We start from the raw sequence: 22,478 nt of genomic DNA on the forward strand, positions 1-22,478 counted from the left end.
CGGGGGCGGCGGGCGCGGCTCACTTGAGGGTGATGGTGGTGTTGATGCCGCCCACGTCGTCCTCGTCGAACCAGCGCTGGGTGACGGTCTTGGTCTGGGTGTAGAACTGCACCACCTGTTTGCCGTACGGCCCCAGGTCGCCCAGCTTGGACGCCCGCGAGCCGGTGAAGGAGAACAGCGGTACCGGCACCGGGATCGGCACGTTGATGCCCACCTGGCCCACGTCGATCTCTTCCTGGAAGTGACGGGCGGCCGCGCCGGAGCGGGTGAACAGCGCGGTGCCGTTGCCGTTGGGGTTGGCGTTGACCAGGGCGATGGCCTCGTCCAGGGTCTCGGCCTCCATCACGCAGAGCACCGGGCCGAAGACTTCCTCGCGGTAGATGCTCATCTCCGGCTTCACCTTGGCGAAGATGGTGGGGCCGACGAAGTTGCCCTTCTCGAACCCGGAGACATTGGGCTGTCGGCCATCCAGGGCCAGCTCGGCGCCTTCCTCGACGCCGCGCTGGATCAGCCCGGTGACCCGGTCCAGGGCGGCGCAGGACACCAGCGGGCCGACGTCGGTGCCCTGTTCGGTGCCGGCGTTGACCTTGAGGGTCTTGGCCTTCTCCACCAGCTCCGGCAGCCAGGCGCGTGCCTCGCCCACCAGCACCAGCACCGACAGCGCCATGCAGCGCTGGCCAGCCGCGCCGAAAGCGGCGCCCACCAGGTTGTTGAGGGTCTGCTGCTTGTTGGCATCGGGCAGGATCACCCCGTGGTTCTTCGCGCCCATCATGCACTGCACGCGTTTGCCGGCCTGGCTGGCACGGTGGTAGACGTGGGTGCCGACTTTGGTGGAGCCGACGAAGGACACCGCCTTGATGTCGGGGTGGTCGCAGATCAGGTTCACCGCGTCGGCGCCGCCGTGGATCACGTTGAGCACGCCCGCCGGAATGCCGGCCTCCAGGGCCAGCTCGGCCAGGCGCATGGTCACCATGGGGTCCTGCTCGGACGGCTTGAGGACGAAGGTGTTGCCGGTGGCGATGGCCATGGGGAACATCCACAGGGGAATCATCGCCGGGAAGTTGAACGGGGTGATACCCGCGCAGACGCCCAGGGGCTGCAGCAGGGTATAGGTGTCGACGGCGTTGGCCACGTTGTTGGCCAGTTCGCCCAGTTGCAGGTTGCCGATGCCGGCGGCGTGTTCCACCACCTCCAGGCCGCGGAACACGTCGCCCTCGGCGTCCGGCAGGGTCTTGCCCTGCTCGGCGGTGAGGATCGCCGCCAGTTCCTTCATGTTGTCCCGGATCAGCTGCTGGTACTTGAGGAAGATCCGCGCCCGGGTGCCGATGGGGGTCTTGCGCCAGGTCTGGAAGGCGCGCTTGGCGCTGGCGACGGCGGCGTTCATTTCTTCGGCGGTGGCGAACGGCACCCGCGCCAAGACTTCCTGAGTCGCCGGGTTGACCACTTCGCGCCACTGGGTGGTGGTGGACTCCACCAGCTTGCCGTCGATCAGCAGTTTGACGGTGGGGACAGCATTCGCTTGGGACATGGCAGGGCCTGCTCGATTGTTGTTGTGGGGCTGCCAGGCAGCCGGTTGCTACGATCCTAACAACGCAAATTTGCCGATATCAATGCGGCTCCGCGCATAACGGGTCTGCATGAATGCACAACGGGCGGAAAATGTCGTTGCCTGGCGGCTGGAATCCGCCGCATGACGGCGTTGGGTGGGGTGCAGGCGAGGAGGCGTCGCGGCACGACCGGCGCCACGAAAAGAAACGCGGCATCGCCCAGGGCTCGGGCGATGCCGCTGCGGTGCAGGTATCAGGCGTCCAGCAGGATCGCGCGCACCCGGGTCGCCAGCATGTCGAGGCTGAAGGGCTTGGTCAGCACGTGCATGCCGGGTTCCAGATCGCCCTGGCCGATCACCGCGCTCTCGGCGTAACCGGTGATGAACAGTACTTTCAGCGCCGGTCGCAGCTGGCGCGCGGCGTCGGCCATCTGCCGGCCATTCATGCCGCCGGGCAGGCCGACGTCGCTGATCAGCAGGTCGATGCGCTGGTCGGATTGCAGGGCGCCTAGCCCAGCGGCGCCGTCGGCGGCCTCCAGGGTGGCGTAGCCGAGTTCTTCCAGCACCTCGCCGATCAACATGCGGATGGCCGGCTCATCGTCCACCACCAGCACGGTCTGGCCAGCATCGGCCCGGGGCGCCTCGGTGAAGGCGTCCGGCACGGTTTCCTCCTCGCTGTCGCCCAGGTGCCGCGGCAGATAGAGGCAGACCCGGGTGCCGGCGCCCGGTACCGACTGGATGTTCGCCAGCCCCCCAGACTGCTTGGCGAAGCCGTAGATCATCGACAGCCCGAGGCCGGTGCCCATGCCCAGGGGCTTGGTGGTGAAGAACGGGTCGAAGGCCCGGGCTGCCACCTCGGCGCTCATCCCGGTACCGGTGTCGCTCACCGCGATGGCCACGTAGGGGCCGGCCGGCAGGTCGCCCTCGCCGAGGTGCACGTTGGCGGTCTCGATCAACAGCTGGCCGCCGTCGGGCATGGCGTCCCGGGCGTTGATGCACAGGTTGAGGAGGGCGTTCTCCAGCTGGTTCGGGTCGCAGAGGATGGTCCACAGGTCGCGGGCGGCCTCGGTGTGCAGTTCGATCTGCGGCCCGACGGTGCGGCGGATCAGCTCCTCCATCTCGTGGATCAGCGAGTTGGCGCGGGTCGGCTTGGGGTCCAGGGTCTGCCGGCGGGAAAACGCCAGCAGCCGGTGGGTCAGGGCGGCGGCGCGGTTGGCCGAGGCCAGGGCGGCATCCACGTAGCGCCCGAGGCCGTCGACCCGGCCCTGGTCGATGCGTGTGTGCAGCAGGTCGAGGCTGCCGATGATGCCGGTGAGCAGGTTGTTGAAATCGTGGGCCAGGCCGCCAGTGAGCTGGCCGACCGCTTCCATCTTCTGGCTCTGGTGCAGGCGCTCCTGGGCTTCCCGTAGGGCCGCCGCCTGTTCCTTCACCGGGGTGACGTCCCGCACCGTGGCGTAGATCAGGCCGTCCCGGGGTACCGCGTTCCAGGAGAACCAGCGGTAGCTGCCGTCGCGGTGGCGGTAGCGGTTCTCGAAGGCGGTCACCGTGGTCTCGCAGGTCAGGGCGTGCATGGCCTGCTCGGAGACCGCCAGGTCGTCCGGGTGCACCAGGGCGGAGAAGCGCTGGGCCTTGATGGTGGCCTCGTCCCAGCCCAGGGTGCGCTCCCAGGCCGGGTTGAGGGTGACGAAGTGGCCGTCCGGGCGGGCGGTGCAGAGCATGTCGGGGGAGGTCTGCCAGACCAGGTCGCGCTCCCGGGTACGAGCTTCCACCCGCTGCTCCAGGGTTTCGGCGAGCTCCCGCAACTGCGCCTCGCTGGCGCGCAGGCGCTCCTCGGCGACGATGCGCTCGGTGAGGTCCACGGTCACGGTGAGCACTGCGCGTGGTCGACCCTGCTCGTCGTCCAGGCGGCTGAGGCTGCTATGGGTCCAGACGATGCTGCCATCCGGCTGCACGTAGCGCTTCTCCATGATCACCGGGCGTTCGGAGACTAGTACCTGCTCGAAGGCGGCGGCGCTCTTGGCGAGGTCCTCGGGGTGGGTGACCTGGGCACCGGTGGCGGCCAGCACCTGCTCGTGGCTCAGGCCGAGAATCCGGCAGAGTTCGGTGTTGGCGCGCAGGAAGCGGCCGTCCAGGCTGCGTTCGGAGAGGCCCACGGCGGCCTGGGCGAAGATCGCCGCGAGGCGCGCCTCGCTTTCCCGCAGGGCGGTTTCCACCCGCACCCGCTCGGTGATGTCGCGTCCCACCGAGACCAGCTGGGCCGTCCCGTCCTCGGCGCCGGCCAGGGGCGAGATCATCAGGTCCCACCATTTCGGCGTGCCCGCCTCGGTGGGCCGGAACCCCTGGAAGCGGCCGATCCGGCCGGCCCGGGCCTCGGCCACTGCGGCGCAGGCGGCCTCGTAGTCGCGGCCTTTCCAGGTCTGCAGCCAGGAGCGGCCCACCAGCGCCTCGGGGTCGCGAATCTCCATGGCCTCCACGCCGCCGGGGCTGATGAAGCGCAGGCGCCCCTCCAGGTCCAGCACCACGATGCAGTCACGGCTGGAGCCGAGGATCAGCTGGTTCAGGCCCTGGGCTTCCTGCAGGGCCTGCTCGGCGGCGCGGGTGGCGGTGACGTTGCGGGACACCGCCAGCAGGCGCTGGGGCTGGCCGTTCGCGCCGAGGATCGGCGTGACCCGCACGTCCCACCAGCTGCTGTCGCCATCGGCGAAGCGGGCGAGCCCCTGGAACTGGCCGACCCCGCCGGCGCGGGCGGTCTCCAGGGCCTCGCGGGCGACGGCGGTGTCCTGAGGCCAGAAATCCAGCCAGGGGCGGCCGCGCAGGTCGTTGCCGGGCGCCAGCTGCAGCGCGCGCCGGCCACCCTCGCTCATGAACAGCAGGGTGCCGTCCAGCTCCAGGACCTTGATGCAGTCGTCGGATGAGGCCAGGACCCCGCGCAGGAATTCCGCGTCCGCCCGCTGGGCCTCGGTGGCCTGGCGCTGGTCGGTCTGGTCGCGGAGCACCTTGAGGAAGCCCAGGTGCCGGCCTTCGCCATCGCGCAGGGCGAGGGTCTCGCCGCTGGCCCAGAAGGGGCCGTCGTCCCGCAGGTACCAGCGTTCGCCCTGGACACGGCCCTCGTTCAAGGCGCGCTGGCACTCCTCGGCGCACCCACCGGCCTGGCGCTGTTCGAGGGGGTCGCAGAACGCCAGGGGCTGGCCCAGCAGGTCGGGAGCGGCGCGGCGGAACAGTCGCTCGGCACCGCCGTTGCAATCGACGATGGAGCCCTCGCGGTCGGTGACCAGCAGGGCCACGTCAAGGGTGTTGGCGAACAGCGCGCGGTGACGGTCGGCATCGGCCCGCAGGCGGGCGTTCTCCGTCTCCAGCGCGTCGAGTCGGCGGCGCAGGCGTTCGAGTTCTGTATCAGGCATGCGGTCTGTCCTACTTCCGGGATGGACGGGCCGGACGATACGGTCGGCCAGCGTTCGCGGTGTCGCGCCTCAGCACCGCTGAGGGCAGGTCACGAAACGAAAGTCGAGCGAGATGGAATAGTTGAGCGCGGCAGTATGGCGTGGGACGCGCGTCCTGTCACCCGACGGGCGCCGGCAGGCCAGGCACGCCGGGGCCTCCGCCGTCCTGGGGAACTGCCGGCGGTCCAGGCGGCCTGATCAGCATGACTCCGCGGCGCCCCGTCCCGGTCGGTGCCCGCTTATCCCGAGGAGGAAACCATGCAGATCGATCTGAACGGCAAGCGCGCCCTGGTGAGCGGTTCCACCGGCGGCATCGGCCTGGCCATCGCCCGCGGGCTCGCCGGTGCCGGCGCCGAGGTGGTGGTCAACGGTCGCAGCGACGAGCGCGTGCAGCAGGCCATCGCCGCCATCCGCCAGGACTGCCCCCAGGCGCGCCTGACCGGCGTCAGCGCCGACCTGGGCAGCGCCGCCGGCGCCCAGCAGCTGTTCGCCCAGGTCGCGGAGGTGGACATCCTGGTGAACAACCTGGGCATCTTCGAGCCCAAGGGCTTCTTCGAGATTCCCGACGAGGACTGGCAGCGCTTCTTCGAGGTGAACGTGATGAGCGCCGTACGCCTGTCGCGGCACTACGCGCCGAAGATGGCGGCGCGGGGCTGGGGGCGGGTGCTGTTCCTCTCCAGCGAGTCGGGCCTGCAGATTCCCACCGAGATGGTCCACTACGGCATGACCAAGACCGCCCTGCTGGCGGTGTCCCGGGGCCTCGCGGAAACCCTGGCCGGCAGCGGCGTGACGGTGAACGCGGTGCTGCCGGGGCCGACCCGCTCCGAAGGCGTGGGCGACTTCTTCGAATCCCTGGCCCAGGAAAAGGGCGTGCCGGTGTCGCAACTGGAGCAGGACTTCATCCGCGACAATCGCCCCAGCTCGGTGATCGGCCGGCTGGCCACGGTGGAGGAGGTGGCGAACATGGTGGTCTACCTGGCCTCGCCCCAGGCATCCGCCACCACCGGGGCTTCCGTGCGGGTGGACGGCGGGGTGATCCGCTCCATCGCCTGACAGCGGTTCAGGCGTTGCGCCACTCCGCGGCCAGGCGTTCCACCAGCTCGGCCGCTGGCAGCTCCCGGGCGAGGGCGGCCGCCTGGCCGGCCCAGTGCACCCCGAAGCCGCGGTTGCCGGCGGCCCGTTGCAGGGCCTTGGCGGCGTCATAGGCGATGGGGTAGTCCGGCCATGCCGGCGCGCCTGGGCGCTCCAGGTCGTGGAAGCGGTTCACCAGCCCCCGCGCCGGGCGGCCGGAAATGGCGGCGGTGATGCGGGTTTCCCCGGCCTGGCGCAGGGCGTCGCGGTAGGCGGCGTCCGCGCTGGATTCCGGGCAGAGCACGAAGGCCGTGCCTAATTGGGCGGCGCAGGCCCCCAGGTCCAGCGCGGCGGCGATGCCCTGGCCGTCCATGATGCCGCCGGCGGCGATCACCGGCAGGCGGCCGCGACGCGCCAGCAGGCGCACCAGGGCCAGGGTGCCGTAGCCGGCGTCGCCACGCGCCGGGTCGAATACCCCGCGGTGGCCGCCGGCCTCGATCCCCTGGGCCACCAGCAGGTCGACGCCGGCCGCCTCGGCCTGGGCCGCTTCGTCCGGGGTGGTGACACAGGCCCAGACCTGCAGGCCGGCGGCCTTCAACGCCTGGATGCAGGTGGCCGCCGGCAGGCCGAAATGCAGGCTGACCACGGCCGGTCGTTCTTCCAGCAGCATCTCCAGCCAGGCCTCGTCTTCGGTGAAGCTGCGGTAGGCGGCCGCCAGGGTGGCGGGCGGCGTGGCGCCCAGCTCGGCGAAGAACGGCGCCAGATGGGCCAACCAGTCCCGCTCGCGGATGGCATCCGCCGTCGCCGGGCGGTGGCAGAACAGGTTGACGTTGAATGGCCGGTCGGTGAGGGCGCGGGTCTCACGGATCGCCGTGCGCGCCTGTTCCTCCGAACTGGCGCCCAGGCCCAGGGAGCCCAGGGCGCCGGCATTGCACACCGCGGCCGCCAGTGCCGGTGTGGAGACCCCGGCCATGGGGGCCTGCACGATGGGGTGGCGCAAGCCGAGGGTGAACAACGGATCGACGATCATGGGCGGGGCTCCGAGCGAAAAGGCTTGCGGGTTTTATCTCATGTAAAGATTATTCGTTCAATTTCATTCTCGTTTGGAGAACGATTTGGACTTCACCACCCTCGCCATCTTCCGCGCGGTCGCTGAAGAAGCCAGCGTCACCCGCGCCGCCCAGCGTCTGCAGCGGGTCCAGTCCAACGTCACCACCCGCATCCGGCAGCTGGAAGACGAGTTGGGCGTGACCCTGTTTTCCCGGGACGGCAAACGCATGCTGCTGACCGAGCAGGGCCGCGCCTACCTGGCCTACGCCGAGCGCTTGCTGGCGCTGGAGGAGGAGGCCCGACAGGCGGTGCGCCCCGGTCGGCCCGAGGGGTCGCTGCGCCTGGGCAGCATGGAGAGCACCGCTGCCAGCCGCCTGCCGGCGGTACTGGCGGACTATCACCAGGCCTGGCCCGCGGTGGCCCTGGCGGTAACCACTGGCCCCACCCGAGCGCTGCTGGACGCGCTGGTGGCGCACCGCCTGGATGCGGCGCTGGTGGCGCGGGCCCTGGTCTGGCAGGACGGCGCCTGGGTGGAGACGCCCCTGCAGCCGGCCCTGGAAGGCGAGCCGGTGTTCACCGAGGACCTGCTGCTGGTCACCCCGGAAGCCCACCCGTTGGTGAGCGGCCCCCAGGACGTGACGACGCCACGGATCGCCGGCTTCGCAACGGGGTGCGCCTACCGCGACCTGCTGGCCAGCTGGTTGGCGTCGGCGGGCCGCCGATTGCCGGTACAGGAGGTAGGGTCCTACCACGCGATCCTCGCCTGCGTAGCGGCGGGGGCCTGCGTGGCGGTGATGCCGCGCAGCGTGCTGGACCTGCTGCGCGAGCCGCCCCGGCTCCGGGTCACGCCCCTGGTTTCGGTGGATACCCTGCTGGTGCGGCGCCGGGGCTACGCCAGCGCCGCGTTCGACGCCCTGCGCGACGGTCTGCTGGCGGCTCCGACCCGCTCACCCCGGTAAACCGTGCCGCGGCCGAGTGCCCTCAGGAGCGCTCCAGGGCGCGCACGAAGGCCGGCTCCCCGGCTCGGGCGCGCCGACGGTCGCGCCAGTCCCGCAGCAGTTCCTCCAGGTAGGGCAGGATCGCCAGCAGGACCATCGCGCCGAACACGCCGGCCAGGTAGCCGATAGGCAGCGGATGGGCCTTCCAATGCAGAGAGAACTCCGCCGGCGTGTTACCTAGGCCGAACAGCGACAACAGCGCCTGCCAGTGCAGCAGGGCAATCACGCTCAGGCCCATCAGCGGGATCATTTCCAGGAAACTGTGCACGTGCTGCTCCAGCGGGGTGACCTTCCGCAGGGTCACGGCATAGCTTACGTCCCACAGGGCGGTCAGCTCGTGCAGGACGAAGGCCACCAGCATCAGCAGGAATATCAGGGCATTCACTTGCAGGAACATGGCCGCCAGCAACGGCACCGCGATCTCCAGCAGCATCAGCAGGTGGATCAAGGTTTCCTTGATGCCGGTGGTGGTGCTGATCCCGCTGCGCCGGTGGCAGAGCCAGTCGGCGAAGCCGGCCAGCAGCCAGACCGGCAACAGGAAGTACATGAGGTAGGCGGTGGCGAGGGTTTCGTCAGGCATGGTCACGGTCTCTCCCGGTCCTTGGTGGGAAGGTTGCCCGCTCTGCGCCGCGGGTTTGCGCACGCGGCGGGGTGTTCATGGGAAAACACCGGGGCGCATCGAGTTCAGAAGGAGCGCAAAAGACACGCGGGGGGCTGTCAAGGTGGCTGAAATATTCAGAACGAATTTCCTGGGCGGCGCCTCCAACCCCTACGAACCCCTGGCCTGGAAACGTCGTACATGCCGCTTGCGTTCCGTTCCACACCGGTCGTCACCGGTGCGTTGTTGGTGCTGTCGGGACTGGCGTTCGCCGTGGGCGGCGCCTGGTTGCTGGCCCTCGGCGGCAGCGTCTACTACCTGCTGGCGGGACTCGGCCTGGTGGCCGTGGGCGTTCTGCTGCTGAAGGGCCGTCGCCAGGCGCTCTGGCTGTATGGCCTGCTCTGGGTCGCCACCTTGGCCTGGTCGCTATGGGAAGTGGGGCCGGACCCTTGGGCGCTGGAGCCGCGCCTGCTGCTGCCAACCCTGCTGGGCCTGTACCTGCTGATGCCCGGGGTGCGGCGCAAGCTGGACGGTAGACGTCCGGTCGGCCGGCGCGGCGCCTGGGTGTTGCCGCTGCTGGGTGTGCTGCTGGTGGGGTCGCTGTTCTTCGCTCACCCGCGCCCGCAGCCGGCGCCTGACCTGGCGCGGGTGGAGGCGCCGGTGTCCGACGGCGTGGCGGAAGCCGACTGGCCGTTCTACGGCCGTACGCCCCGGGGCGAGCGCTGGTCGCCCCTGGAGCAGATCACCCCCGGCAACGTCACCCAATTGGAGAATGCCTGGACCTACCGCACCGGTGACCAGGCCCGGGACGGCGAGAACGAGCACGGCTACGAATTCAACGTCGAGGTCACGCCGATCAAGGTGGGCGACCTGCTGTACATCTGCACGCCCCACAGTCAGGTCATCGCCCTCGACCCGGACACCGGCGTCGAGCGCTGGCGCTTCGATCCCAAGCCGCAGACCGGCAACAACGCCTACCTGGCCTGCCGTGGCGTGTCCTACTACGAGGCCCCGGCCGGCACGCCCTGCGCCCAGCGCATCATCGCCCCGGTGGCGGACGCCCGGCTGATGGCCCTGGATGCCCATACCGGCCAGCTCTGCGACGGCTTTGGCGAGCACGGCTACGTGTCCCTCCGGCGCCACCTGGGCGCGGTGCCCGAAGGGTTCCACTTCGTCACCTCGCCGCCCCTGGTGGCCCAGGACCGGGTGATCCTCGGTGGCTGGATCTACGACGGCCAGGCGACCCACGAGCCCTCCGGCGCGGTGCGCGCCTTCGATCCGGTCACGGGCGAGATCGCCTGGGCCTGGGACGTGGGCCGGCCCGATTCGCCGGTGGTACATCCGGCTGCCAGCGAGACCTTCACCCGCGGCACGCCAAACGCCTGGGGCGTCTACACCGCCGACGTCGAGCGGGGCCTGGTCTACCTGCCCACCGGCAATGCCGTGCCGGACTACTACGGGGCGAAGCGCCGGCCCTTCGACGAGCGCTATTCCAGTTCGGTGGTGGCCTTGGATATCCGCAGCGGTGCGCCTCGCTGGACCTTCCAGACGCTGCACCACGACCTGTGGGACATGGACGTGCCCATCGGCCCGACCCTGGTGGACCTGCCGCAGCCGAACGGCGCCAGCGTCCCGGCGCTGGTGCAGACCACCAAGCGCGGCGAGCTGTTCCTGTTGAACCGCGAGACCGGCGAGCCCCTGGCGGACGTGGAAGAGCGCCCCGCGCCCCAGGGCGGCCTGCCCGAGGAAACGGTGGCACCGACCCAGCCCTACTCGGTGCGCATGCCCTCGTTCGCGCCGCCGCCGGTGCGAGAGCAGGACACCTGGGGCGTGACCCCCTTCGACCAGATGCTCTGCCGCATCCAGTTCCGACGGATGAACTACCAGGGCGCCTTCACCCCCTTCGTGCAGGACAAACCGACGCTGGTCTACCCGGCCTTCGACGGCGTGATCGACTGGCAGGGTGCGTCCCTCGACCCCCTGCACCGGCGGCTCTACGCCAATCTCAGCTACATCCCCTTCGTCGCCGAGGTATATGCCCGGGAGGATGCGGAGCGCCGCGGCCTAGTGGAGCCGTGGGACGGCAAGGGCACGCCGCCGCGACCCAAGGACTTCGCCATCAACCCCCAGTACGGCACACCCTACGTGGTGAAGGTGGAGCCCTGGCTGGGGATCTTGCAGGCGCCGTGCAAGGCGCCGCCCTGGGGCCAGCTGGCGGCCGTCGACCTGGACAGCCGGCGGATCGCCTGGCAGCACGACGTGGGCACCACCCGCGACACCGGTCCGTTCGGCCTGCACCTGAACCTGCCGTTCCCCACCGGCATCTTCAACATCGGCGGCAACCTCAACACCCGCTCGGGCCTGATCTTCATGGGCGCCACGGCCGACGACTACCTGCGGGCCTTCGAGGCCAGCAGTGGCCGGGAACTCTGGAAAACCCGGCTGCCCGCCGGCGGGCAGGCCACCCCGATGACCTACCTGGGCAAGGATGGCCGCCAATACGTGGTGATCGCCGCCGGTGGCCACGGCGGTCTGAAGACTCGGTCGGGGGATTACCTGAAGGCCTACGCGCTGCCGGCCCAGGGGCGCTGACCGGCTGTGACGATTTCGGCGATGGGGCCTGCGCGATACCCGTCGCGGTTTGAGCCGTGCTGGGCGGGGGCGGACCCGGGCAAGGGCCCGGCAGCGCACGGCGGCCATGGGCGTGGCGTGTTCCGGTTCGGTCTGGCAATTCTCGTCGAGGGGGTCAGCCCGCGCGGCGCGAGCGGCCGGACAGCACCAGGGCAATTCCGCCCAGTACCAGCAGGCCCGACAGCACCCACTGCAACGAGGGCAGCTCCGCCAGCAGCAGCGCCCCGCCCAGGGCCGTGAGCAGCGGCACGCTCAGTTGCACCGAGGCCGCTTGCAGACCGCCCAGGCCGCCCAGGGCAGCGTACCAGAGGGCATAGCCCAGCCCGGAGGCGAGCCCGCCGGAGAGCACCGCATAGACCACCCCGTGGACGTCGGCTTCCAGCCGGTTTGCCTGGACCAGGCACAGGGCCAAGGCGAAGGGCACGGCCCGCAGGAAATTCCCTGCGGTGGCCGCCAGCGGGTCGCCCCGGCGGCGCGAGGGCAGGCTGTAGAACGCCCAGGCCAGCCCGGCGGCGATCATCAGCAGGGCGGCGAACGGCTCCGGTGAACGGGCGCCGGGCAGCAGCAGGTAGACCACGCCGGCCAAGGCCAGCCCCAGCCCGACCGATTGCCGGCCACCGGGACGCTCGCCCTGGCGCCAGGCGGCCAGGAACATCCCGGCCTGCACGCCGCCGAACAGCAGCAGGGCACCGGTGGCCGCGCCCAGGTCGCGGTAGGCGTAGGAAAAGCCGCCGGCGTAGGCGAACAGTGCGAGCGCGCCGGGCCAGTCGCCGGCGAACGGCTGGCGCTGGCGCAGGCGGACCAGCACGGCCAGCACCAACGCCCCGGCGAGCAGGCGCAGCAGGGTGAAGCTGGCGGCATCCAAGGCGGTGTCCCGCAAGGCCAGGCGGCATAGCAAGGAGTTGCCGGCGAAGGCCAGCATCGCCAGCAGGGTGAACAGCAGGATTCGGGAACGAGGCATCGTGTCCTCGGCGCTTAGGAAGGGGTTTCACTATGGGCGAACTCGGCTGCGGACCCAACCCTTCGGTTATGAGCCATGCCTTTTCAATCTAAATGGGCGACGAAGGCGGCTGTTACCATCCCGGACCTTGCACGTTCGTGCAGACCCTTCTTGCGACGGCAGCGTATGGCGCTGCCGTCGTGCATTTCCAGCGGAGAAAAAGGATGAACATGCCGCTCGTTTTGAATATCGCGGGCTTCCTGGCCCTGTTGCTGGTCCTGGCGCGCAGCGGGGCTCATTGGAGCCTGTCGCGCAAGGTACTGGTCGGCCTGCTCTTGGGCGCGGGCTACGGCCTGGTCCTGCAACTGCTCCATGGCGAGAACGCTGCGGTACTGAAGACCTCCGTCGCCTGGTTCGACATCGTCGGCAGCGGCTACGTGAAGCTGCTGCAGATGCTGGTGATGCCCCTGGTCTTTGTGTCCATCCTCGGTGCCGTCGCCCGCCTGCGGGATGCGGCTTCCCTGGGGCGGATCAGCGTGGCGGTGCTGGGCGTACTGCTGTTCACCACCGCCATCGCCGCCCTGGTGGGGGTATTCGTCACCCGCCTGTTCGGCCTCACCGCCGAGGGCCTGGTGCAGGGCGACCAGGAAAGCGCGCGCCTGTCCCTCATCCAGAGCCACTACGCGGGCCAGGTAGCAGACCTCAGTGTGCCGCAGCTGCTGCTGTCGCTGTTGCCGCAGAACCCGTTCGCCGACCTCGCCGGCGCCAATCCCACCTCCATCATCAGCGTGGTGATCTTCGCTGCGTTCCTCGGCGTGGCGGCCCTGGGCCTGCTTAAGGAGGACGAGGTTCGCGGTCGCCGCGTGCTGGCGGCCATCGACGCGCTGCAGGCCTGGGTGATGAAGCTGGTGCGCCTGGTGATGAGGCTGACGCCCTACGGCGTACTGGCGCTGATGACCAAGGTGGTGGCGGGCTCCAACCTGCAGGACATCCTCAAGCTGGGCGGCTTCCTGCTGGCGTCCTACCTGGGGCTGGCGATCATGTTCGGGGTGCATGCGCTGCTGCTGTCGGTCAACGGCATCAACCCGCTGCGGTTCTTCCAGAGGGTCTGGCCGGTGCTCACCTTCGCCTTCACCAGCCGCTCCAGCGCGGCGACCATCCCCCTCAACGTGGAGACCCAGGTACGGCGCCTGGGGGTGCCGGAGTCCATCGCCAGTTTCTCCGCCTCCTTCGGCGCCACCATCGGTCAGAACGGCTGCGCCGGCCTCTACCCGGCGATGCTGGCGGCGATGGTGGCGCCCACCCTGGGCATCGACCCCCTGGACCCGGTGTGGGTCGCCACCCTGGTAGGCATCGTCACCCTGAGTTCGGCAGGGGTGGCCGGGGTCGGCGGCGGTGCCACCTTCGCCGCGCTGCTGGTGCTGCCGGCCATGGGCCTGCCGGTGACCCTGGTGGCGTTGCTGATTTCCATCGAGCCGCTGATCGACATGGGCCGCACCGCCCTCAACGTCAACGGTTCCCTCACCGCGGGTACCCTCACCAGCCGCTGGTTCGGCGCCGGCGAACGCGCGTCGTCGGCCGAGGACGGGCAGGCCGAGCCGGTGCACGGCTGAGGCCTGGTGCGTGACGAAGAAAGCCGGTTCGCCGGCTTTTTTCATGGGCGGCCGATGGGGGCTACGAACCCTGCTGACGCTTCGCGGGGCGGGTGTCGATTCCCACGTCACGCCGTACGCGGCACAGGCTTTTGCTCGCTGGCCCGACACCACGACCGGCTCGTTCATGGCAGGGCGACAGTGCCTCACCCGGCACGGCCGAAGCACCAGTCCCGCTGACCAGTCAGCCAGGAACAGGCGCCTGCTCGCTGATTTTTAGGCGAGGCGAAGACAAGGAATGGTCCGGCCTTGATGCCGGTCAATGAGCCCCGGCCTTCCTGCGGGGATGCTTGCGCCATACCCCCATCCGCGGGGAAAGGAGCGTCCCATGAATCGTATGAAACACACTGTTCTCGCCGTTGCGATCGGCGTGGCGAGCCTGTTCGCGGCCCTGCCCTCGGTCGAGGCCGCCTCTGCCCAGGAAATCATGGCGGCGAGCCGCGACCAGGCGCCCGACCTGTCCAAGCTGCCCCACGAGCGGGTGCAACTGGTCCGCCCGCCGTTCATCCACGCCCACGAGCAGGTGGCCAAGGGCGGGCCGAAGGTGGTGCAGTTCACTCTGCCGATCCAGGAGAAGGACCTGGTGCTGGACGCCCGAGGTACCACGATCCACGCCATGACCTTCGGCGGCTCCGTGCCCGGGCCGATGCTGGTGGTGCACGAGGGCGACTACGTGGAAGTCACCCTGGTCAACCTGGCCAGCAACACCATGCCCCACAACATCGACTTCCATGCCGCTACCGGCGCCATGGGCGGTGGCGACTTCACCCACGTTTCCCCCGGCCAGCAGGTGACCCTGCGCTGGAAGGCCACCCGCCCCGGCACCTTCGTCTACCACTGCGCCCCCGGCGGCTCCATGACCCCCTGGCACCTGGTGCAGGGCATGCAGGGCGCGGTGATGGTATTGCCCCGCGATGGGTTGAAGGACGAGAAAGGCCAGCCACTGAACTACGACCGCGCCTACTACATCGGCGAATCCGAGTTCTATGTGCCCAAGGATGCCCAGGGAGCCTTCAAGCGCTACCCGTCCCTGGGAGCGTCGATGCCTGACACGCTGCAGGCCATGCGCGGCCTGATTCCCACCCACGTGGTGTTCAACGGCGCCGTGGGCGCCCTCACTGGCGAGCACGCCCTGCGCGCCAAGGTGGGCGAGCGGGTCCTGTTCGTCCATTCCCAGGCCAACCGCGACAGCCGTCCGCACCTGATCGGCGGTCACGGCGACTACGTCTGGGAGGAGGGCAAGTTCAACAACCCGCCGCTGCGTGACCTGGAAACCTGGTTCATCCGGGGCGGCTCCGCCGGTGCCGCGCTGTACAGCTTCCGCCAGCCGGGCACCTACGTGTACCTCAACCACAACCTGATCGAGGCCATCGAACTGGGCGCCGCCGCCCAGGTGGTGGTGGACGGCGATCGCTGGGATCACGACCTGATGACCCAGCCGAGCCCGGTCGGGCCGATCCAGGCCGACACCGACCTGACCCTGCCGGTGGAGGCCGCGGCTACCGCGCCCTGACCTGCAGAACGTCCTCTCACCCGAGCCCGGCATTCGCCGGGCTCTTCGTTTGGGCGAGCGGTATGAAGGTCGGCCGCTCCTGCCTGGTCGTGCCCAACCGTCCGTCCGGTGTTTTTTTCGCCACGAAACGCGCGCCGTTCCGCTGGAGGCCACGGTCCATCGAAGGTCGCCGAAAAAAGGTCGGAAACCCCCGTTCCAGGCGGCCTCCAGGGCCATGCCGTTGGTCCGCCCCGACCTCAAGCCGATACCGTAGCCGACGATAGCTTGGCCGACGCCGCACCAGGATCTGCGCGCGCCTACCATGCCTGCCCGGAATGAGGATCGTCGAGGGCAGCACCAGAAGTGCCTACCGATGATCGATCTCTCCGTTTGGAACCTCACGCTTCCCGAACAGGTCCCGCTGCGGACCATCCAGACCCCGCAGATGCAGTCGGGCTACAACAGCAAGTATTTCTATCGCAACGGTGAGTCGTTCGTCTTCTGGGCGCCGGTCACCGGGACCGCCACCGGCAACAGCGACTTCCCCCGCAGCGAACTGCGGGAGGTCTACCCCGACGGCAAGGCGCGCAACTGGCAGTACAGCGAGGGCAACCACACCCTCAGCGCCCGCCTGGCGGTGAACAAAGTGCCGTCCACCGGCCAGATCGTCATCGGCCAGGTGCACGCCAAGGACAACCTCACGCCCTACGTGAAACTGATCTACAGCCAAGTGAAGGGCGTCGGGTACGTCCAGGTCTACCTGCGCCAACGACCCAACGACGTGAAGAGCCCGCTGGTCATGACCTACAAGAGCATGCCCCTGGACTACTTCTTCAACTACACCATCACCATCACCCGGGCCGGCCAGCTGATGATCGACATCGCCGGTCAGCAGTACGTCAACCGCATCGACCCCAGCTGGGCCAGCAAGCATTTCTACTTCAAGGCGGGCGTCTACACCCTGGACAACCAGGGCCCCGCCACCGAAGGCGGCCAGGCCGAGTTCGCCGAACTCAACGTGGTGCACCAGAAGTAGTGCGGCGGCTGCGATGACGCTGAGGTCGGCGTGAGCACGATCCGATCGTGACGAATGAAAAAGCCCGGCGCAGGCCGGGCTTTTTTTAGTGAGACGAATGATTGCATCGAGCACCTGAGCAGTGCGCTATTTCAACTTGTCTCTACCCACATATAGCCCCACAACAACGCCCAGGATTACACACATGGGAAAACCAACGATCAATATGAGGGTATTCAGAGACATCTGGTCCTCCCCCTGAACTGGCCCTACGAACAGCCTCGCTACTGTAGGGAATGCCAAGAGCATCGCTCCGCCACCCAATACGCCGCCCAGTAAGGCACAGATTGCGTTCTTGATTTTCGTCATAGGACTTTCCAGAACCAGACTTCCCTGGCCTCGAAGAAACTGCTCATGAAACCTTCCCAACTCACTCCCCACTGTATTCGAAAGTAACTCGTGCTCGTGGTGAGCCGATACCCGTTCCAGAGATCGATATGGTCGCCTGTGCGGTTTAGATAACTTTCACCGCCCCTGCGCCAATAATCCTTGAAGAAGATGATTCCTGTCTTTTCCCTGAGCGCTTCCTCGAAATTTTTCGGATCGATGCGCTGGGCCGGAAACACATCTGGAATCGCTGCTTTCTTGAGCGCTTTCGCCAGTTCCTCAGCCCTCAATACATGCCCGGCGCGTTTTGGATGTAGCCAGCAGAATTCGGCGTTTAATTTCGTTACATCGTACCCACATCGTGCAAGTGCCGTTCCTATTCGGATAGCGCATTGGTCATCGAAAGCCTTTTCTCCGTCCTTACGGCGGCAAGGATGCTCATCGCCATTCACTTCCGGATGTGCATTCCATAGTTCCTCGAATCGCATGGTTCTTCCTTGAAACGAATAGCGCGGGATGGACGTCAACCGCCCGTTCCGCGGGAGTCAGATTGGGTCCAGATCCCCCACGTTATCCGGGGTCGATGAGTTAACGGTGGAAGCGCGTCTCAAGATTTCAATTTCCCGGCGCATCCGCGCGGTCTCGTGGTCGTCGAGGGGGCGTTCGGCGTATTCACGGCTGAGGAAAAGGATGACGTCGTTGCCGTCGGGGTCGTCGGCGTAGGCCGGGTGGGCCGCCACCTCCGCCAGCAGGCGCGCGCTCACCGGCACCACGTGGAAGTGGACGCTGAAGCCTGGCGAGAAGCCCAGCTTGTAGACGATCACCTTGCGCGGCGCGTAGGCGCGGTGCAGCAGTCGTTCCGTGCGTTGCAGCACCGGGCCCAGCGCCTGCAGGGCATCGGCGGGGAGCTGGTGCAGTTCCGCGGCAGCGGCTCGGGCCGAGACGATCAGGTAGCCGGGGTAGCGCGCGTCGCGCCGGTGGCTGATGTCCCAGTGCTCGGTCGCGACGATCAGGTGCTCATTCATGGCTCAGGTGCGCTTGGGGAAAGGCTTTCTCCGGACAGCGGAGGCCAGCTGGACCACCGACGCTCGTCCATCGATCGATCATCCGGCCTGGCGCTGGGCCCGGCGGAATTCGCCGGGCGTGGCGCCGCTCCAGCGTTTGAAGGCGCGCTGGAAGGCTTCCGCTGAGGCGAAGCCCAGCAAGTAGGCGATCTCGCCGAAGGCCAGGTCGGTGTCGCGGATGTAGCTGATGGCCAGGTCGTGGCGGGTATCGGCGAGCAGGGTGCGGAACGAGCTGCCTTCCTCGGCGAGCTTGCGGCGCAGGGTCCAGGCCGGCAGGTGCAGGCGGGCGGCGATGTCTTCCAGGGCCGGTTCGCGGCCGTGGAGCAGGGGGCCGAGCAACTGGGTGACCCGTTCCCGCAGGCTGCGGGTGCGGGTGAGCTGGTCCAGTTCCCGCTCGCAGAGGTCGCGCAACTGGTTCCAGGTGCTGGGGCAGTGGCCCGGGCAGGGCAGGGCGAGGGTCTCGGCGGACAGCCGCACTTGGTTGCCGCTGGCGCCGAACTCCACCGGGCAGCCGAAGGCGTCGGCGTAGCGCTCGGCGTAGACAGGCGCCTCGAATTCGATGTCCACCCGCTCCACTGGCAGGGGGTGGCCCACCAGGGCGCCCAGTTGCGCGATCCAGCCCGCCAGCACCGAATCCACCACAAAGCGGTTGTAGCGGTTGTACGGGCTGATGGAATAGAAGCGCAGCCAGGCGCCCTCTGCGTCTTCCTGGAAGCTGGACTGGCCCCGGTAGTTATGGGCGTAGAGCGGCTCGAAACGGGTCAGGGTGCGGGCCGCCTCGCCCAGGGTCGGGGCCTGGGCGGCGGTGACCCCGGCCAGGCCGGCCTGGCCGAGGCGGCTGTGGCGACCCATGGCCAGGCCCAGGCTTTCGTCCCCGGTCAGTTCGATGGCGGCGTGGCCCAGGCGCATGTAGCGGGGGATGGACAGGCGGGCGCGGGCTTCGCCGCGGCGCCGGGCATCCAGGCCGTATTGCAGCAGCAGGGGCTGCGGGTCCTGCGCGTGTTCGCGCAGGGCCGCGGCCAGGCTGTCGATGAAGCCGACGGAAAGGTCGCCCAGGCGGACCCGGGCCGGGCGCGGCGGCGTCACAGCCAGAGGTTGATCAGGCGGGCGCCGCGGCCGTCGTCCACCGGGCGCGGTCCATCCTGGGCGAGTACCAGGCTGCGGCCGGCGCTGCCCAGGTTCCACAGGCGGCCACGCATGAACACGGCGATGCCGGCCTGGGCACCGCTGGCCTGCAGGCGGCTGGCGGAGGCCACCGTGGTGAGGGCGGGCGGCGTCGGGCAGGCGCTGGGCGGCAGCGGCGCGGGTTGCAGCAGGCGGTCGGCCTCGTCCCGGTGGCGTTCGCCGACGAAGGCCGGTACCGCCAGCAACTGGGCGCCATGGCGGGCCAGTTCGGCGTGGCTGGCGGCATCGGTGCTGTCGGCATAGAACAGCACCCCCAGGCGACCGGCGGGGGTGTCCACCACCTCCAGCTCATCGTGGCGGGCGGCACCGGTGACCCGGCGCTCGCCGCCGTCGGCGGCGACCTTGCGCTGGGGCTGGCCGAGGGGGTGGCCGTCGGGGGCGAAGACCTGGCTGACGTTGTACAGCGGGCCGTCGCCGACCTTCAGCGACGTGCCTTCGACCCGCGGCTCGGGCAGCACGATAGAGCCGGCCACCAGGGTCACGCCATAGGCCCTGGCGAGCCCGCCGAACAGGGTCTGGTAGTCGGCGGCCATGCGCTCGGCCTTCATCCGCAGCAGGGCGTCCCCGAGGCGGTCCTCGCCTTCTGCGTGCCACAGGGCCTTGAGGGTATCCAGCGGGTTGCCCAGGGCCAGCCAGGCCATGGCGCCGGCCAGGGTACGGGCGTCGTACACCTGGTCCTTCTCGCCGGTGGCCACCAGCCAGGTCCCGATGTGCTCGGGCAGCACCACCACGGTCTTGTCGTTGAGCAGGCCTTCCGCCCGGGCCTTGTCCAGGTAGGCGGCGAGCTTCAGGTGGAGGCGCTCGACGCTCTGGTAGTCGGAGGGGAACAGTTCGGGCTGGATGCCCAGCAGGTTGCCGCGGCCGCTGGCATGGCCCTGACTGAAGTCCAGACGGCTGCGCAGGTCGGCCAGGTAGTGCACCGGCGCCCGCTCGCCGGACCATACGGCGTAGACGGCGAGGCCGGCCACCAGCAGCAGGCTGGCGAGGGTGCCGGTCAGGAGGAAGAACAGCTTGCGCATGGTGGGTCGGTCGCGATCGGCCATGACGATCGACCGAGGGTAAGCGGCGAACGACCGCTTGCCAACCCTCGGGCTGTGCATTTCGATCAGTAACTTGTCGTTTTCGATCATTGAGCGCGGGCGGAGCGCTCTTTTATCGTTCGGCCCCATAACGACCGGCGCCCCTGGAGGCGCCGGCATGTCCACCGTGACGCATCGCCCGATGCCGGAGAACCGCCATGACCGCCCCCTATCCGCACCTGCTTGCGCCCCTCGACCTGGGGTTCACCGTGCTGCGCAACCGCACCCTGATGGGCTCGATGCACACCGGCCTCGAGGAGAAGCCGGACGGCTTCGAGCGCATGGCCGCCTATTTCGCCGAGCGCGCCCGGGGCGGCGTCGGCCTGATGGTCACTGGCGGCATCGGGCCCAACGTGGAAGGCGGGGTCTATTCCGGGGCGGCCAAGCTGACCACCGAGGACGAGGCCGCCCAGCACCGCATCGTCACTTCGGCGGTGCACGAGGCGGGCGGCAAGATCTGCATGCAGATCCTGCATGCCGGGCGCTACGCCTACAGCCCCAAATCGGTGGCGCCCAGCGCGATCCAGGCGCCGATCAACCCGTTCAAGCCCCACGAGCTGGACGAGGCGGGCATCGAGAAGCAGATCGCCGACTTCGTCACCTGCGCCGCCCTGGCCCAGCAAGCCGAGTACGACGGCGTCGAGATCATGGGGTCGGAGGGGTACTTCATCAACCAGTTCCTCGCCGCCCACACCAACCAGCGCACCGACCGCTGGGGCGGCAGCTACGAGAACCGCATGCGCCTGCCGGTGGAGATCGTCCGCCGGGTGCGCGAGGCGGTGGGACCGAACTTCATCATCATCTATCGCTTGTCCATGCTCGACCTGGTGGAAGGCGGCAGCGACTGGGCGGAGATCGTCACCCTGGCCCAGGCCATCGAGGCGGCCGGCGCCACCCTGATCAACACCGGCATCGGCTGGCACGAGGCGCGCATCCCCACCATCGCCACCAAGGTGCCGCGCGCGGCTTTCACCCAGGTCACCGCCAAGCTGCGCGGCGCGGTGAAGATCCCGCTGATCACCACCAACCGTATCAACACCCCGGAGGTGGCGGAGCAGGTACTGGCCGCCGGCGACGCCGATATGGTGTCCATGGCGCGGCCGTTCCTCGCCGACTCCCAGTTCGTCGTCAAGGCGGCCGCCGGGCGCGCCGACGAGATCAACACCTGCATCGGCTGCAACCAGGCGTGTCTCGACCACACCTTCGGCGGCAAGCTGACCACCTGCCTGGTCAACCCGCGGGCCTGCTACGAGACCGAGCTGAACTACCTGCCCACCACCCAGCCCAAGCGCATCGCCGTGGTGGGCGCCGGCCCGGCCGGGCTGGCGGCGGCCACCGTCGCCGCCGAGCGCGGCCACCGGGTCACCCTGTTCGAGGCGGGCGCGGAGATCGGCGGGCAGTTCAACGTGGCCAAGCGCATCCCCGGCAAGGAAGAATTCCACGAGACCCTGCGTTATTTCCGCCGCAAGCTGGAGACCACCGGCGTCGAGCTGCGCCTGAACCGAGTGGCCACCGTCGACACGCTGGTGGGGGAAGGCTTCGACGAGATCGTCCTGGCCAGCGGCGTGGTGCCGCGCACCCCGGAAATCCCCGGCATCGACCATCCCAAGGTGATCGGTTACCTGGACGCCCTGCTGGAGCGCAAGCCGGTGGGCCAGCGGGTGGCGGTGATCGGCGCCGGCGGGATCGGCTTCGACGTGTCCGAGTTCATCACCCACAGCGGGCCGTCCACCAGCCTGGATCGCGAGGCGTTCTGGCGCGAGTGGGGCATCGACACGCGGCTGCAGGCCCGGGGCGGTGTCGCCGGCCTGCACCCGCAGCCGCAACCGGCGGCCCGCGAGGTCTGGCTGCTGCAGCGCAAGAAATCCAAGGTGGGCGACGGCCTCGGCAAGACCACCGGCTGGATCCACCGCGCCGGCCTGAAGATGAAGCACGTGCAGATGCTCAACTGCGTGCAGTACCTGAAGGTGGACGACGAGGGCCTGCACATCCGCATCGGCGAGGACGAGCCGCGGGTGCTGGCGGTGGACACCGTGATCGTCTGCGCCGGCCAGGACCCGCTGCGGGAGCTGCAGGCCGGGCTGGAAGCGGCGGGGCAACGGGTGCACCTGATCGGTGGCGCCGATGTGGCTGCCGAGCTGGATGCCAAGCGCGCCATCGGCCAGGGTTCGCGCCTCGCCGCAGAATTGTGAGGAGGGCGGGAACTTTTTTCCCGCTACCAACCGGTTCACAGTTTCCCCCGAGAGTTCCCGCCAGGGAGGGCGGCGGTGCGGCACAGTGCCAACCGAGTCACATTGTTGGCGGTTCCATTCCCCTAGACTGGCCGAAAA

General features: G+C 68.9%; 16 protein-coding genes and 1 pseudogene. 7 read left to right on the plus strand and 10 right to left on the minus strand.

Features of this window, described 5'->3' with window-relative positions:
- Positions 1 to 19: 19 nt before the first annotated feature.
- The 3 genes and pseudogenes from FM069_RS09620 to FM069_RS22445 form a co-directional block, all read right to left on the minus strand.
- Positions 20 to 1,528 (minus strand): CoA-acylating methylmalonate-semialdehyde dehydrogenase, encoded by a 1,509-nt coding sequence (locus FM069_RS09620; RefSeq protein ID WP_143488090.1) that lies wholly within the window; start codon positions 1,526 to 1,528, stop codon positions 20 to 22.
- Positions 1,529 to 1,800: 272 nt separating this feature from the next.
- Positions 1,801 to 3,405, minus strand: coding sequence for a response regulator (locus FM069_RS22440; RefSeq protein WP_456107173.1), 1,605 nt, complete (start codon positions 3,403 to 3,405; stop codon positions 1,801 to 1,803).
- Positions 3,379 to 4,947, minus strand: a pseudogene (locus tag FM069_RS22445) (PAS domain-containing protein); the annotation flags it as partial. The pseudogene FM069_RS22445 and the gene FM069_RS22440, both read right to left, overlap by 27 nt.
- A gap of 297 nt (positions 4,948 to 5,244) precedes the next feature.
- Between FM069_RS22445 and FM069_RS09630 the strand changes: the two are divergent.
- A complete protein-coding gene (locus tag FM069_RS09630; RefSeq protein WP_143488092.1) occupies positions 5,245 to 6,039 on the plus strand; it encodes an SDR family NAD(P)-dependent oxidoreductase in 795 nt (264 codons plus the stop codon).
- Positions 6,040 to 6,046: 7 nt separating this feature from the next.
- Here the strand turns inward: FM069_RS09630 and FM069_RS09635 are convergent, their stop codons facing one another.
- On the minus strand, positions 6,047 to 7,087 hold the full coding sequence (locus tag FM069_RS09635) for an NAD(P)H-dependent flavin oxidoreductase (protein WP_143488093.1): 1,041 nt from the start codon (positions 7,085 to 7,087) through the stop codon (positions 6,047 to 6,049).
- An 85-nt stretch (positions 7,088 to 7,172) separates the two neighbouring features.
- On the opposite strand from FM069_RS09635, the gene FM069_RS09640 reads away from it, so the two are divergent.
- Positions 7,173 to 8,066, plus strand: coding sequence for a LysR family transcriptional regulator (locus tag FM069_RS09640; RefSeq protein ID WP_143488094.1), 894 nt, complete (start codon positions 7,173 to 7,175; stop codon positions 8,064 to 8,066).
- Between the two features lie 22 nt (positions 8,067 to 8,088).
- Here FM069_RS09640 and FM069_RS09645 read toward each other — a convergent pair whose 3' ends face one another.
- Positions 8,089 to 8,685, minus strand: a complete 597-nt coding sequence (locus FM069_RS09645; protein WP_143488320.1) for a diguanylate cyclase — start codon at positions 8,683 to 8,685, stop codon at positions 8,089 to 8,091.
- 219 nt (positions 8,686 to 8,904) lie between these two features.
- On the opposite strand from FM069_RS09645, the gene FM069_RS09650 reads away from it, so the two are divergent.
- Entirely contained in the window at positions 8,905 to 11,295 is a 2,391-nt protein-coding gene (locus FM069_RS09650) for a membrane-bound PQQ-dependent dehydrogenase, glucose/quinate/shikimate family (RefSeq protein WP_143488095.1), read from the plus strand.
- Positions 11,296 to 11,449: 154 nt separating this feature from the next.
- Here FM069_RS09650 and FM069_RS09655 read toward each other — a convergent pair whose 3' ends face one another.
- The gene (locus tag FM069_RS09655) at positions 11,450 to 12,295 is read right to left on the minus strand and encodes a DMT family transporter (protein WP_143488096.1); all 846 of its coding nucleotides are present in this window, start codon (positions 12,293 to 12,295) and stop codon (positions 11,450 to 11,452) included.
- Positions 12,296 to 12,498: 203 nt separating this feature from the next.
- On the opposite strand from FM069_RS09655, the gene FM069_RS09660 reads away from it, so the two are divergent.
- The 3 genes from FM069_RS09660 to FM069_RS09670 all read left to right on the plus strand — a co-directional run bounded on the left by FM069_RS09660 (position 12,499) and on the right by FM069_RS09670 (position 16,454).
- A complete protein-coding gene (locus FM069_RS09660) occupies positions 12,499 to 13,887 on the plus strand; it encodes an L-cystine transporter (protein ID WP_143488097.1) in 1,389 nt (462 codons plus the stop codon).
- 466 nt (positions 13,888 to 14,353) lie between these two features.
- Positions 14,354 to 15,439: a copper-containing nitrite reductase gene (gene nirK / locus FM069_RS09665; protein WP_143488321.1), complete on the plus strand. Its 1,086-nt coding sequence runs from the start codon at positions 14,354 to 14,356 to the stop codon at positions 15,437 to 15,439.
- Between the two features lie 352 nt (positions 15,440 to 15,791).
- Positions 15,792 to 16,454, plus strand: coding sequence for a polysaccharide lyase family 7 protein (locus FM069_RS09670; protein WP_143488098.1), 663 nt, complete (start codon positions 15,792 to 15,794; stop codon positions 16,452 to 16,454).
- 344 nt (positions 16,455 to 16,798) lie between these two features.
- Here the strand turns inward: FM069_RS09670 and FM069_RS09680 are convergent, their stop codons facing one another.
- The 4 genes from FM069_RS09680 to FM069_RS09695 form a co-directional block, all read right to left on the minus strand.
- On the minus strand, positions 16,799 to 17,308 hold the full coding sequence (locus FM069_RS09680) for a T6SS effector amidase Tae4 family protein (protein ID WP_143488100.1): 510 nt from the start codon (positions 17,306 to 17,308) through the stop codon (positions 16,799 to 16,801).
- A 57-nt stretch (positions 17,309 to 17,365) separates the two neighbouring features.
- Positions 17,366 to 17,845, minus strand: coding sequence for an HIT family protein (locus tag FM069_RS09685; protein WP_233282015.1), 480 nt, complete (start codon positions 17,843 to 17,845; stop codon positions 17,366 to 17,368).
- 78 nt (positions 17,846 to 17,923) lie between these two features.
- The gene (locus FM069_RS09690; RefSeq protein ID WP_407681572.1) at positions 17,924 to 18,970 is read right to left on the minus strand and encodes an AraC family transcriptional regulator; all 1,047 of its coding nucleotides are present in this window, start codon (positions 18,968 to 18,970) and stop codon (positions 17,924 to 17,926) included.
- Positions 18,967 to 20,088, minus strand: a complete 1,122-nt coding sequence (locus tag FM069_RS09695) for a carbon-nitrogen hydrolase family protein (protein WP_143488323.1) — start codon at positions 20,086 to 20,088, stop codon at positions 18,967 to 18,969. The genes FM069_RS09690 and FM069_RS09695 overlap by 4 nt, the downstream gene beginning before the upstream one ends.
- 218 nt (positions 20,089 to 20,306) lie before the next feature.
- Between FM069_RS09695 and FM069_RS09700 the strand changes: the two genes are divergently transcribed.
- Positions 20,307 to 22,340 (plus strand): NADPH-dependent 2,4-dienoyl-CoA reductase, encoded by a 2,034-nt coding sequence (locus FM069_RS09700; protein WP_143488101.1) that lies wholly within the window; start codon positions 20,307 to 20,309, stop codon positions 22,338 to 22,340.
- The last annotated feature ends 138 nt before the right edge of the window (positions 22,341 to 22,478 follow it).

Source organism: Pseudomonas mangiferae (genome assembly GCF_007109405.1).
GTDB classification, from domain to species: domain Bacteria; phylum Pseudomonadota; class Gammaproteobacteria; order Pseudomonadales; family Pseudomonadaceae; genus Pseudomonas_T; species Pseudomonas_T mangiferae.